This window comes from Streptomyces capoamus, from assembly GCF_014654935.1.
Lineage (GTDB): Bacteria > Actinomycetota > Actinomycetes > Streptomycetales > Streptomycetaceae > Streptomyces > Streptomyces capoamus.
Genome location: NZ_BNBF01000012.1, coordinates 57,908 through 70,979, shown reverse-complemented (window position 1 = coordinate 70,979; position 13,072 = coordinate 57,908). Strand labels below are relative to the sequence as shown.

Below are 13,072 nucleotides of genomic sequence, written 5' to 3'. Positions count from 1 at the left end.
CCCGTTGCTACGGTGCCCGACCTGACGAACCATCAGCAAGCCGTCACCGCTCACCGCACCGAGCATCCGCAGGGAGGCCCCGCATGCGCGCCCTGATCGCCGCCGCGACCGGTCTCCTCCTCGCGTGCGCCCTGGTCCTCACGATCAGCGCGCTGGGCGCGCCGTCGGGCCGGACGTCCCCCAAGCCGCTGCTGACGACCGTGCCGGCGCACCCGTAGCCGCACCCGTCCGGGAGGGAGGCCGCAATGCGCCGGAGGGCAAGCCTGGTCCTGCTCGCCTGCGCCGTGTTCTGCGCGGCACTGTCCCCGCTGCTGCGCTGGTACGCCTTCCCGCGCCTGGCCCGGATCCCCGCCGGCCAGTACCAGGACATGGTCCTGGAGGCCCGGAACGCCACCCTCCTCGACTACGGCACCCTGCGCGCGGCCAAGGTGCCCAAGGTCACCATCGTGCAGACCCTCAAGGGCGACGTGGAGGCCGCGAAGAGGGTCGGCAGGACGACGGGACGGGCGGTCGTCGTCTGGGACGGCCTGTCCTACGTCCAGGGCCCCGACGGCAGGATGGTCTCCGAGGTGCCCGAACGCTACGTCTTCGACGCCCACAGCCAGGACCCCGTCCACGCCGCCGGCGAGATGGTCGACGGCGACCCGGTCACCCGCCGGGGCATCGAGTTCAAGTGGCCCTTCCTCACCCGGAAACGGGACTACGAGTACTTCGACGCCCAGACCCGCACCACCCACCCCATCCACTACCGGGGCACCCGCACCTTCCGCGGCCTGACCGTCTACTACTTCGAGCAGACCATCCCCTGGACCAGGGTCCCGATGCCCAGGACCATGCCCGTGCGGGGCATCACCCCCGAGTCGGTCGCCAGGACCGGCACCACCCGCTGGTACTCCACGGTCCGCAGGTTCTGGGTGGAACCCGTCACCGGGGCGCCCGTCTACGGCGAGGAGCTCCACCGGGAGGAACTGCGCGGCGGCACCCTGCTCGGCGGCCGCGCCAAGGTCACCGCGTTCGCCGGGCACGTGAAGATGCGCGAGGACTACATCGAGCACACGGTCGCCCTGGTCAAGCACAACCGCACCCTCGTCCTGGCCCTCACCTCGTACGTCCCCTGGTCCTCCCTCGGTCTCGGCCTCCTGCTCCTCGCCCTCTCGCTCTGGCTGGAGACCCGTGCCCGCCACCGCGTCCCGGCGCGAGCGGAGCAGTCCGCACCGGTCGCCGCCTGAGCCGCACGCCGGTGCGCCGCGCGAGCCCGGCCGTCCTCACGTCCTGGGACCCCTGGCGCGACCGCACGCCGGTCAGCGCCTGAGCCGCGCGTTGGTGTGCCGCGTGGGCTCGGCCGTCGCCGGGTCCTCGGGCCAGGGGTGCTTGGGGTACCGGCCGCGCAGTTCCGCCCGCACGGCCCGGTACCCGTCCTGCCAGAAGGAGGCGAGGTCGGCCGTCACGGCGGCGGGCCGCCCGGCGGGGGAGAGCAGGTGCACCAGCAGCGGCACGCCCGCGACGGCCGGCGTCTCCCGCAGCCCGAACATCTCCTGCAGCTTGACGGCCAGGACCGGCCGCTCAGGATCCCGGTAGTCGATCCGGACCCTGGACCCGCTCGGTACGGTGATCCGTTCGGGCGCCAGCCCGTCCAGCCGGCCGGCCTCCCCGCCCGCCCAGGGCAGCAGCCGCGCCAGCGCCTGACCGGCGTCGATCCGGGCCAGGTCGGCCCGCCGCCGGGCCCTGCCCAGCTCCGGCTCCAGCCACTCGTCCACGCGCGCGTGCAGCGCCGCGTCCGACACGTCCGGCCAGGGCTCCCCGAGGTGTGCGCGCAGGAACGCCAGCCGCTGCCGCAGCACCTGCGCCTCCGGCGGCCAGCGCAGCAGCTCCAGTCCCTCCTGCCGGAGCCCGTCGAGCAGGGCGGCCCGGACGAGGGCGGGGCCGGGGTCCGCCAGCGGCCGTGCGGCCAGTTCGATCGCGCCCAGCCGCTCGACGTGCCGGGCCACCACGTCCCCGTCGGCCCAGCGCACCTCGTCCCGCTCGGTCAGCAGTGCCCCGGCGGCGACGCGCGCCACGTCCTCCTCCACGGCCGCCCCGAGCCGCACGCGCGCGTGCCCCTTCCCGGCGGGCCGGTCGGCGACGGCCACGACGATCCAGGGAGCCCCGCGCAACGCCGAGCCCTCGGCCGGCTCCGCCCGCGTCCCGGACGCCATGAGGTACGACCCGCCGTCCAGCCTGGCGACCCGCTCGGGGAAGGCGAGCGCGGCGACGAGCCCGGCGAGCCCGTCGTCACCTATGCCCGGTCCGACCCGGCCTTCCCGCAGCCCGGCCCGGGCGCTCTCCTCCCGCAGCCCGGCCCGGGCGGGCGGATCGGAGAACTCGTCGCTCTCCGCCGAGGCGCCCCGCAGCCGCCGCACCTCCGCGGCCCACCGCGCGTCATAGGCCTGGCCCCCACGCCGGGCACGGCGCAGCGCACCGGCGAGATCGTCCCCGTACTCCCGGGGCGCCTCCTCGGACAGCAGGGCGACGACCTCGGCCCCTCGACCGCCCGTGTCCAGCAAGGCCCGCCCCAACCGGGGGTGCACCCCCAGCCGGGCCAACCGCGCGCCGGCCCCCGTGGCCCGCCCCGCGGAGTCCACCGCCCCCACCGCCGCCAGCACGTCCCGCGCCGCCTTCATGGCCCCGCCGGGCGGCGGATCCAGCAACGCCAGCCCGGAGGCGTCGGGATCGCCCCAGCAGGCCGCCTGCAGGGCGAACGCGGTCAGGTCGGCCACCTTGATCTCCGGCGCCGGAAACGCCGGCAGACGGCCGTCCTCGGCCTCCGCCCAGCACCGGTACACCGCTCCCGGCGCCTCCCGCCCGGCCCGCCCCGCCCGTTGCCGTCCGGCCGCCCGCGACGCCCGTACGGTCGTCAGCCCGCTCAGCCCGCGCGCGTGGTCGACGCGCGGCTCCCGCGCCAGTCCCGAGTCGACCACCACCCGTACCCCGGGCACCGTCAGCGACGACTCCGCGACGGACGTCGCCAGCACCACCCGGCGCCGCGCCCCGGGCGCCAGCACCGCGTCCTGCACCGCGGCCGGGGCCCGCCCGTGCACCTGCAGCACCTCGACGTCAACGGGATTGCCCAGCAGGCCCGCCACTCGCGCGATCTCGCCCACGCCGGGCAGGAAGCACAGCACGTCCCCGTCCCGCTCGGCCAGCGCCCGCCGCACCACCGACGCCACGTGGGCCAGCAGCGCGGGATCCACCCGCATCCCGTGCGGCGGCCGCACCGGCCGCGCCGGCGGTGCCCACACCACCTCCACCGGGTGCGCCACGCCGGCCGCCTCGACCACCGGCGCCCCGCCGAGCAGCCGCGCCCAGCCCTCGGCGTCCGTGGTCGCCGACGCGGCCACCAGCCGCAGCTCCGGCCGCAGCGCCTGCCGGACGTCCCACAGGAACGCGGCCACCGTGTCGGCGTCCAGGTGCCGCTCGTGGCACTCGTCGAGCACGACGACGTCCACGCCGGTCAGCTCCTGATCGCGCTGGAGCCGCTGCAGCAGGACACCGGTCGTCACCACCTCCACGCGCGTGTGCCGCCCCACCGCCCGCTCACCGCGCACCGTGAAGCCCACGCTCCGGCCGGGCCGCTCGCCCAGCAGCCACGCCATGCGCCGGGCCGCCGCGCGCGCCGCGATCCGCCGCGGCTCGGCCACCACGACCCGCCGCGCGGGACCCCCGCCGACCAGCCCCGCCAGCACCAGCGGCACCAGCGTCGTCTTGCCGGTGCCGGGCGGCGCGACCAGGACGGCGGTGCCGTCACCCTCCAGGGCGTCGGTCAGGGCGGGCAGGGCGGAGCGCACCGGCAGCGCGTCCAGGGCGTCGTAACGGATCACGCCCCCAGTGTCGTACGACCGGGTGACGCGGTGCCCCGGGGAAAGGGCCCTCTCGCGCGCGCATCGGGGACAGCGGTCCGCACGCGCGCGTAGTGCTGCGGTGCGTGAGGCGCACGCGCGCGCAGTCCCCCGGCGCGCTCCCGCCGGATCAGTCCCGCTCGCACACGAAGATCGCCGTACCCGGGATCAGGTTCCCGCGCAGGGGCGACCAGCCGCCCCACTCGGCGGTGTTCCAGGCCGGCCACTCCGGCTCCACCAGGTCCACCAGCCGGAAACCGGAGGCCACGACGTCCCGTACCCGGTCACCCAGCGTCCTGTGGTGCTCCACGTAGACCGCGCGGCCCTGCTCGTCCTGCTCCACGTAGGGCGTGCGGTCGAAGTAGGACGCGGACACCGACAGGCCCTCGGGACCCGGCTCGTCCGGGAACGCCCAGCGGATCGGATGCGTCACCGAGAACACGAACCGGCCGCCCGGCCGCAGCACCCTGCGCACCTCGCGCAGCACCAGCCGCGGGTCGGCAACGAACGGCAGCGCCCCGTACGCGGAGCACGCCAGGTCGAAGGAGCCGTCCGCGAAGGGCAGCGCGCCGGCGTCGGCGCAGACCAGGGGAAACGATCCGCCGATCCGCAGCGCGTGCTGCAGCTGCCGGTGGGAGAGGTCCAGGGCCACCGGGCGGGCGCCCTGGGCGGCCAGCCAGCGCGCGCACTGCGCCGCCCCCGCGCCGATCTCCAGCACGTGCCTGCCCTTCAGCTCCTCCGGCGGGCCCAGCAGCTCGGCCTCCACCTCGTCCAGCCCCTCGGGGCCCCACACGAAGCGGTCGTCGCCGAGGAACGTGCCGTGATCGGTCTGGTACTCGTCCGCGTTGCGGTCCCACCAGCCCCGGTTGGCCCGCGCGCTCTCCGTGACACCGGCGTCACGCCTGGTGGCCTCGGGCTCGGGATCCCCGGACCCCTGCGGTTCGTACGCTTCCGGCTCTTGGATGATCGGCTCCCTCGTCGTACTCTTCCGTCCAACCCGCGGGGGACCCGTGCGAGGGATCCCATGGCCCCGTGTGGCCCGTTGGGACGTTTCTTCTGCCGGGAATGCGGCGATCCGCCCCCGGTGTGCGCCTTCGCGCATTGACCATGTCCGGCCGCCCCCGTATGCTACAAGTTGCGCTGCGGGCCTGCGCTCCTCAGACGTAGCAGGCTGCGCTCGCATCTGTTGTATGTCCCCTCGGTTGTCGAGGCGCCATCGCCAGTTCCTGGTGAGGCGCTTCCTTGGCTGTCCGGCTTCTGCAGAGCGAAACGGGCTCCCGGCGTAAGCAGTACCTACGACTTCAATGTCCGTACCGGAGCCCTTTCCCACATGACGAGCAGCACCGAGACCACCGCCACCACCCCGCAGGTAGCGGTCAACGACATCGGTAACGAGGAAGCTTTCCTCGCCGCGATCGACGAGACGATCAAGTACTTCAACGACGGCGACATCGTCGACGGCGTCATCGTGAAGGTCGACCGGGACGAGGTCCTGCTCGACATCGGTTACAAGACCGAAGGCGTCATCCCGAGCCGTGAGCTCTCGATCAAGCACGACGTCGACCCCAACGAGGTCGTCGCCGTCGGTGACGAGATCGAGGCCCTTGTTCTCCAGAAGGAGGACAAGGAAGGCCGCCTGATCCTCTCGAAGAAGCGCGCCCAGTACGAGCGTGCCTGGGGCACCATCGAGAAGATCAAGGAAGAGGACGGGATCGTCACCGGTACCGTCATCGAGGTCGTCAAGGGTGGTCTCATCCTCGACATCGGCCTCCGTGGCTTCCTCCCGGCCTCGCTGGTCGAGATGCGCCGCGTCCGCGACCTCCAGCCGTACGTCGGCAAGGAGCTCGAGGCCAAGATCATCGAGCTGGACAAGAACCGCAACAACGTGGTCCTGTCCCGCCGTGCCTGGCTGGAGCAGACCCAGTCCGAGGTCCGCCAGACCTTCCTCACGACCCTCCAGAAGGGTCAGGTCCGCTCCGGCGTGGTCTCCTCGATCGTCAACTTCGGTGCCTTCGTGGACCTGGGTGGCGTCGACGGTCTGGTCCACGTCTCCGAGCTGTCCTGGAAGCACATCGACCACCCCTCCGAGGTCGTCGAGGTCGGCCAGGAGGTCACGGTCGAGGTCCTCGACGTCGACATGGACCGCGAGCGCGTCTCCCTGTCGCTGAAGGCGACCCAGGAAGACCCGTGGCAGCAGTTCGCCCGCACCCACCAGATCGGCCAGGTCGTGCCCGGCAAGGTCACGAAGCTGGTGCCGTTCGGTGCGTTCGTCCGCGTGGACGAGGGCATCGAGGGTCTGGTCCACATCTCCGAGCTGGCCGAGCGCCACGTGGAGATCCCGGAGCAGGTCGTCCAGGTCAACGACGAGATCTTCGTCAAGGTCATCGACATCGACCTCGAGCGCCGTCGCATCAGCCTCTCGCTGAAGCAGGCCAACGAGTCCTTCGGTGCCGACCCGGCCTCGGTCGAGTTCGACCCGACCCTGTACGGCATGGCCGCGTCCTACGACGACCAGGGCAACTACATCTACCCCGAGGGCTTCGACCCCGAGACCAACGACTGGCTCGAGGGCTACGAGAAGCAGCGCGAGGAGTGGGAGCGCCAGTACGCCGAGGCGCAGTCCCGCTTCGAGCAGCACCAGCAGCAGGTCATCAAGTCCCGCGAGGCGGATGCCCAGGCCGCTGCCGAGGGTGGCGACGCCGCCGGTGCGGCTCCGGCCGCGGGTGGCGGTTCGTACTCCTCCGAGGGTGCCGACACCTCCGGTGCGCTGGCCTCGGACGAGGCGCTGGCCGCGCTGCGCGAGAAGCTGGCCGGTGGCCAGAGCTGATCGCTGCCGCAACGGCTGACCGATAGTCGGCTGAGGGGCCGTACCTTTCGAGGTACGGCCCCTCGGTCGTTCTCCGGGCCCTCCGCACGTGGCCGAGCCGTGCGTCTCGTCACCGTGCGGACAGCGGATCGCTACTCAGCGGCGTGTCGCGGGAATTCCGCTGTTCCAGGACACGTTGTCGATGAGGAACACGAGGAGGAGCGGTCACAGTGCTTGATCCGCAGGGTTTGTACGCATGGGAGCCGAAGGGCCTCGCCGTGGTCGACATGGCGCTCGCCCAGGAGTCGGCCGGCCTTGTCATGCTCTACCACTTCGACGGATACATCGACGCGGGTGAGACCGGCGACCAGATCGTCGACCGGCTGCTCGACTCACTGCCCCACCAGGTCGTGGCCCGGTTCGACCACGACCGGCTCGTGGACTACCGGGCCCGGCGCCCCCTGCTGACCTTCAAACGGGACCGCTGGACCGCGTACGAGGTCCCGGCCCTCGAGGTCCGCCTCGTCCAGGACGCCACCGGTGCCCCCTTCCTGCTGCTGTCCGGTCCCGAGCCGGACGTGGAGTGGGAGCGGTTCGCCGCGGCCGTGCGCCAGATAGTGGAACGGCTCGGCGTGCGCCTGTCCGTGAACTTCCACGGCATCCCCATGGGCGTCCCGCACACCCGCCCGGTGGGCCTGACCCCGCACGGCAACCGCAGCGACCTCGTGCCCGGTCACCGCAGCCCCTTCGAAGAGGCCCAGGTGCCCGGCAGCGCCGAGTCGCTGGTCGAGTACCGCCTGATGGAAGCCGGACACGACGTCCTCGGCCTCGCCGCCCACGTCCCGCACTACATCGCCCGCTCCCCGTACCCGGACGCCGCGCTGACCGTCCTGGAGGCCGTCACGGCCGCCACCGGCCTGGTCCTGCCCGGCGTCGCCCACTCCCTGCGGACGGACGCGCACCGTACCCAGACCGAGATCGACCGGCAGATCCAGGAGGGCGACGAGGAGCTGACCTCGCTCGTCCAGGGGCTCGAGCACCAGTACGACGCCGCGGCCGGCGCCGAGACACGCGGCAACATGCTCGCCGAGCCCGTGGAGATCCCGTCGGCCGACGAGATCGGGCGCGAGTTCGAGCGTTTCCTGGCGGAACGCGAGGGCGACACCTGATCCACCCCTGGGGACGGGAGCGGTTGGGCCGGCGTCCGCTTGCCGTGCGTGGGCGGAGCGCGGCTCCCAATGGCATCCGCCTGCCGCGCGCGGGGCGGGGTGAGGCCGTCCGCTTCTGCCTGACGTGCGGAGCAGCGCGTTGTCACCTGCCGTACGGGCCGATGAGCCCTCCGGACGGCTCGACCGGCCGCGCGGGCACCAGCCGCGAAGCGGCACCCCCGCTCCCACCTGCCCTACGGCCCCCGGAGCAGAGCGTCTAGGCTTCCGGTCATGCTGACAGTGGGCCTGACCGGCGGCATCGGCGCCGGCAAGAGCGAGGTGTCGAGGCTGTTCGTGCGGCACGGCGCCGTGCTGATCGACGCGGACCGCATCGCGCGCGAGGTCGTGGCGCCCGGCACACCCGGGCTCGCGGCCGTGGTCGACGCCTTCGGAGCCGGCGTCCTCGCCGTCGACGGCGGCCTGGACCGGCCCCGGCTCGGCTCGATCGTCTTCGCCGACCCGGAGAAGCTCGCCGTCCTCAACTCGATCGTGCACCCCTTGGTGGGCGCACGTTCCCGCGAGCTGGAGGGCGCCGCGGCCGAGGACGCCGTGGTGGTCCACGACGTGCCCCTGCTCACGGAGAACGGTCTCGCACCCCTCTACGACGTCGTCGTCGTCGTGGACGCCAGCCCCGAGACGCAGCTGGACCGGCTGGTACGGCTGCGCGGGATGACCGAGGAGGACGCACGCGCGCGCATGGCCGCGCAGGCGACCCGCGAACAGCGCCGCGAGATCGCGGACATCGTGATCGACAACGACGTGCCCCTGGATGCGCTGGAGAAGCGCGTCGCCGAGGTGTGGGACGACCTCGCCCGCCGCGCCCGGCACCGCGGCGCGGATGCCGACGGCGCGGAATAGCGGTCCGCACCGGCGCGTTGAAAGGCGGGAGCGAGGGAAGGACTCTGTCGTGCCCGAGACCAGCGGTTCCACCGGACGTACCCCGGAAACGCACGTCATCGATTTCCGTGCCGCCGAGCAGTTGCTCAACGCGCGGGACCCTCGGGGCGCGGTGAAGCTGCTGGACGGAGTCATCGCCGCGCACCCCGAGAACACCGCCGCCCGGCTGCTGCGCGCGCGTGCCTTCTTCGCCGCGGCGCAACTGCGGCCCGCCGAACTCGAATTCACCATCGTCCTGGAGCGCGAGCCGGACAACGCGTTCGCACACTTCGCGCTGGCCCGCACCTATGAGCGCCAGGGCCGCCCCGACCAGGCCAAGCGCCACTTCCGGCTGGCCGCGGCCCTCGACCCCAACCCGCAGTACCTGAAGGCGGCACGCTTCGACGACTGACGAGGCCGGTCCGCCCGGCGCATCCGGTCCGCCCGGTCCGTCCGGCCCGGTCTCATGCGGCCGTCACACCGGTCAGGGACGACGGCGCCGCCCCGGTGGGCCGGGAAACGGTGGTCCGCCGTCCAGCGGCCGGTACGGCGGGATGTCCCGGCCCGGCTGGTAGTGCGGGCCCTGCCGCATGTGCCGGAGGATCAAGGCCATGTCGGTGGTGATCAGCAGCCACAGCACCCCGCAGGCAGCCGCCCAGCCCGGCCTGCCCACCAGCGCGAACGCCACCGTGCCGAAGACCGTCCAGACCAGCCCCCACACGCTCAGCCAGAACCGCGCCCGCAGGGCACTGCGGGCGGTCACCGGTTCACTGCCCGTACGCATCGGATCACCGCTCCTGTTCGAAACGTACTCTCGGCGCCGGTCCCCATCAACATGTGGCCTTCGTCGGTGGTTCCCGTCGTCGGTGGTTCCCGTCAGGGGGTGGAATCGCTCGAAGGAAGGAACCGGGGGAGCAGGGGAACGGGCGTGCGGCGGCGGGCCGTTGTCCGGGCATGAGCATCGAGATGCGTGAGGGGTACGAGGGCACCGGACCCGGTGCGATCACCCCGGACGGCTGCGCGGTGGAGCTGTATGCGCGGCTGCCGGTGGCCGACGAGCCGGACATCATCGCCGCGGCGGTACCGGCCGGGGCGCACATCCTGGAACTGGGCAGCGGTGTGGGCCGGGTGACCCACCCCCTGCTGGAGCGCGGCTTCACGGTCACTGCGGTGGACGAGTCCGCGGACATGCTGGCCCGGGTCCGCGGAGCGCGCACGATACGCAGTTCCATAGAGGACCTGGACCTGGGCGAGAGGTTCGACGTGGTCATCTTGGCGTCGTTCCTGGTGCACGCCGGCGACGAGGAGGTGCGCAGGGGTCTGCTGCGCACCTGCGTCCGGCACGTGGCGGAGGGCGGCTGCGTACTCATCCAGCGCGAGGGCGCGGACCACCACACCGACGTGCCCAGGGAACGGGTCGATCCGAGCGGCTTCACCGTGCGGATCACCTCGGTGGAACCGGCCGGGGAGGGCGTGTCTTCCCGGACGCGGTCTGGACCCAGACGTTCCTGTCCAGACCGCTGACGAGGGAGCAGTTCGCGTCGGCGCTGGCGGAAGCGGGACTGGAGGTGGACTCCTGCCTGACTCCGGACGGGATGTGGGTGAGGGCGGTGCCCATGGCGTAGGCGCTCCCGCCGGTCGCCCCTGCCGACGGGCGCCGATGAGTTTTCGGCCCCGGGCCGGTCCACCCCCGTGAAACCACCAGGGACCGCAGCACCCAGGAGACCCCATGTTCGAGATCGCCGCCCCGAGCGCCCCGACCGCCCCGACCACTCCGACCGCCCCCATCGGCTCCCCGACGACGTCCACGGCCTCGGCCGGCCCGCGCACCGGCGGCCGGGTGCGTGCAGCCCGAATCGCCCTGCGCACGCTCCAGGTCCTGCTCGCCCTGTTCTACGGCATCGCGAGCGCCCTGCCCAAGCTGATCGCGCATCCGACGGCCGTCGAGTCCTTCGACCGGATCGGCTGGGGCAGTGGGGCCATGTACATCATCGGCGTGCTCGAACTCGCCGGGGGCATGGCCCTGCTGATACCGCTGCTGCAGTCCGTGGCGGCGATCGCCCTGAGTGCGCTCATGGTGGGGGCGTTCATCGTCCAGCTCACCGCGTTCATCGTCCAGCTCACCGCGTTCGACGGCCAGAACGCGGCGACCCCACTGATCCTGATGGTCCCCCTCGCCCTGATCGCCTGGACCCGCAGGAGCCACAACAGCGACCTGCTGCGAGTGCTCCGCCGCCGGTGACCGGGTCGGTGCCGGGCGGGCGCAGGTCCGCTGCCTGCGGCGGCTGGGCGTGGCCTCACCGGCTCTGCACCGGCTCTGCACCGGCTCTACGGGCCGGGCCCCGGCGCCCGGCGAGCGCCGGGCACGCTGGGGCGCGCACACCGAGCACCCGCCTCAGCTCGCCGCCCGCCGGATCACCCGCCGGACCCGTCGGAGGCTCCACGGGCACCCGGGGCACCGGGCCCGCCGCGTCCGCCTCGGCCGCGAGAGCCGCCGGTCCCGCCTGTCCCACCGGGTCCGCCCCGGCTGCCAGGCGCTCCGGCTCCGCCACGGCCGCCGAAGGTGCCGGGGCCGGTCGGGCCGCCGAAGCCGGGAGCGCGCGGGAAGCCTGCTGGGGTGCCGGGGCCGGCGAGGCCGCGGAGGCGTTCGAGTTCGCGGCGGTCCCGCTTGGTGGGGCGGCCGGCGCCGCGGTCGCGCAGTCCCGCGGGGGTGATGGCCTCGCGCGGCGGGGGCGGAGGGGAGTTGTCGATGTAGCACTGGGCGGCCACGGGCGCGCCGACCCGCTTGCGGATCAGCCGCTTGACGATGACGAGCCGTTCCCGGCCTTCGTGCCGGAGCCGTACCTCGTCGCCGACGCGCAGGGAATGGGCGGGCTTCACCCGCTCCCCGTTCACGTGCACATGCCCGCCCCGGCAGGCGGCGGCACCGAGGGAGCGGGTCTTGATCAGGCGGACGGCCCAGATCCAGCTGTCGAGGCGGACACTCTCGCCGTTGGCGGCCCCGGCGGCCTCGGCGGCGGCCACCGCGGCGGCGATCCCGGGATCGAGCGGCTGGTCGGAAGGGGCGGGGGCGGGGCCCATGCCGCCCGGCGCGCCGGTTCCCACGCCGGTGTCACCGGCCACGTTCTCGTCCGCATCCTCGGAAGCCATATCCCGACCATAACGCTCGAAGGCCGGGTCACAGGAAGCCTTTTCCCGGCGCCCGGGGAAGCACCCGGGGCGGCCCGTACACCGTCGCCGGCCACCCCCGGACCGCACGCCATGGGGGCGGCCCAGCGGGGCATACGGTGACGGTATGGACGACAGCAGCGCGCTCACCCGGCTGGACCGGCGTGTCGCCGGGTGCCGGGCCTGCCCCCGGCTCGTCGACTGGCGTGAGGAGGTGGCCCGTACGAAGCGGGCCGCGTTCGCCGACTGGACGTACTGGGGCCGGCCGGTGCCCGGTTTCGGACCGGCCGACGCCCGGCTGGTGATCATCGGGCTGGCCCCGGCCGCGCACGGCGGCAACCGCACCGGCCGCATGTTCACCGGTGACCGTTCGGGAGACGTGCTGTACCAGGCGTTGTACGACGTGGGCCTCGCCTCGCAGCCCACCTCCGTCCGTGCCGACGACGGACTCGAGTTGTACGGCGTGCGGGTCACGGCGCCCGTGCACTGTGCACCGCCGGCCAACAAGCCGACCCCGGGTGAGCGGGACACCTGCCGGCCCTGGCTGGTCCGGGAGCTGACGCTGCTGCGGCCGACGCTGCGGGCCGCGGTCGTCCTCGGTGCCTTCGGCTGGCAGGCCGCGCTGCCCGCGTTCGCGGAGGCGGGCTGGACCGTGCCCCGGCCCCGTCCGGCGTTCTCCCACGGCGCCAGGGTCGCGCTCGACGGGCTGGACCTCTTCGGCTGCTTCCACGTGAGCCAGCGCAACACCTTCACCGGCCGGCTGACCACGGACATGCTCCGCGAGGTGCTGCGCACGGCGGCGGACGCGGCCGGGCTGCCGTAGGGCACGCGGCGGCCGAGCGGCAGTCGGCGCGGGCGTGGCTCCTGGGCGGAGGCGAGGCGCCGGGGCGACGGAGGCGCACGCAGCCGGGGGGTTGCGTTCATAAAGAAAGCAACTGTCCTGGCAGCTTTCACACGGCGGAAACGTGAGCGTCCCGTTCGCCGGGGGAACGCGATCTATCGTGGGAGCATTCCACCGGCCACCGTCGTCCGAAGGCCCACCCCCGCCCTCGTACGAACAGGAGCTCTGTGTCCCGGCCCGCCGTACCCCTCTGGCTCGCCCACGCCTTCCGTGCCCAGCGCGGCCCCGTCCCCTGGAG

General features: G+C 73.4%; 12 protein-coding genes and 1 pseudogene. 9 read left to right on the top strand and 4 right to left on the bottom strand.

Translation table 11 applies throughout. The annotated features are described in order from the left end of the window. Positions 1-83 precede the first annotated feature (83 nt). Together IE312_RS20010 and pgfA are read left to right on the top strand one after the other, a co-directional pair. Positions 84-218, top strand: a complete 135-nt coding sequence (locus tag IE312_RS20010) for an SPW_0924 family protein (protein WP_189983697.1) — start codon at positions 84-86, stop codon at positions 216-218. Between the two features lie 27 nt (positions 219-245). Further along, complete coding sequence (gene pgfA, locus IE312_RS20005; protein WP_189983695.1) at positions 246-1,229, top strand: cell envelope lipid trafficking protein PgfA; 984 nt, start codon at positions 246-248, stop codon at positions 1,227-1,229. Between the two features lie 72 nt (positions 1,230-1,301). Here the strand turns inward: pgfA and hrpB are convergent, their stop codons facing one another. Next, positions 1,302-3,857 (bottom strand): ATP-dependent helicase HrpB, encoded by a 2,556-nt coding sequence (gene hrpB, locus IE312_RS20000; protein ID WP_189983693.1) that lies wholly within the window; start codon positions 3,855-3,857, stop codon positions 1,302-1,304. Between the two features lie 148 nt (positions 3,858-4,005). After that, entirely contained in the window at positions 4,006-4,977 is a 972-nt protein-coding gene (locus IE312_RS19995; RefSeq protein WP_229900177.1) for a class I SAM-dependent methyltransferase, read from the bottom strand. 228 nt (positions 4,978-5,205) lie between these two features. Here IE312_RS19995 and rpsA point away from each other — a divergent pair, with 228 nt between their 5' ends. The 4 genes from rpsA to IE312_RS19975 all read left to right on the top strand — a co-directional run bounded on the left by rpsA (position 5,206) and on the right by IE312_RS19975 (position 9,177). Then, entirely contained in the window at positions 5,206-6,702 is a 1,497-nt protein-coding gene (rpsA, locus tag IE312_RS19990) for a 30S ribosomal protein S1 (RefSeq protein WP_189303940.1), read from the top strand. Between the two features lie 209 nt (positions 6,703-6,911). After that, positions 6,912-7,850 (top strand): PAC2 family protein, encoded by a 939-nt coding sequence (locus IE312_RS19985; RefSeq protein WP_189983692.1) that lies wholly within the window; start codon positions 6,912-6,914, stop codon positions 7,848-7,850. Between the two features lie 270 nt (positions 7,851-8,120). Then, positions 8,121-8,747, top strand: coding sequence for a dephospho-CoA kinase (gene coaE / locus IE312_RS19980; protein ID WP_189983690.1), 627 nt, complete (start codon positions 8,121-8,123; stop codon positions 8,745-8,747). 49 nt (positions 8,748-8,796) lie between these two features. Next, entirely contained in the window at positions 8,797-9,177 is a 381-nt protein-coding gene (locus tag IE312_RS19975; RefSeq protein ID WP_189983688.1) for a tetratricopeptide repeat protein, read from the top strand. A gap of 72 nt (positions 9,178-9,249) precedes the next feature. Here IE312_RS19975 and IE312_RS19970 read toward each other — a convergent pair whose 3' ends face one another. Next, positions 9,250-9,549: a DUF6343 family protein gene (locus tag IE312_RS19970; RefSeq protein WP_189983686.1), complete on the bottom strand. Its 300-nt coding sequence runs from the start codon at positions 9,547-9,549 to the stop codon at positions 9,250-9,252. Between the two features lie 182 nt (positions 9,550-9,731). On the opposite strand from IE312_RS19970, the pseudogene IE312_RS19965 reads away from it, so the two are divergent. Next, a pseudogene (locus IE312_RS19965) lies at positions 9,732-10,390 on the top strand (class I SAM-dependent methyltransferase). 104 nt (positions 10,391-10,494) lie between these two features. Further along, on the top strand, positions 10,495-11,007 hold the full coding sequence (locus IE312_RS19960; RefSeq protein WP_189983683.1) for a DoxX family protein: 513 nt from the start codon (positions 10,495-10,497) through the stop codon (positions 11,005-11,007). Positions 11,008-11,180: 173 nt separating this feature from the next. Here IE312_RS19960 and IE312_RS19955 read toward each other — a convergent pair whose 3' ends face one another. After that, entirely contained in the window at positions 11,181-11,915 is a 735-nt protein-coding gene (locus IE312_RS19955; RefSeq protein ID WP_189983681.1) for an RNA-binding S4 domain-containing protein, read from the bottom strand. 145 nt (positions 11,916-12,060) lie between these two features. Here IE312_RS19955 and IE312_RS19950 point away from each other — a divergent pair, with 145 nt between their 5' ends. After that, positions 12,061-12,756: a uracil-DNA glycosylase gene (locus tag IE312_RS19950; protein ID WP_189983679.1), complete on the top strand. Its 696-nt coding sequence runs from the start codon at positions 12,061-12,063 to the stop codon at positions 12,754-12,756. Positions 12,757-13,072: the final 316 nt, after the last annotated feature.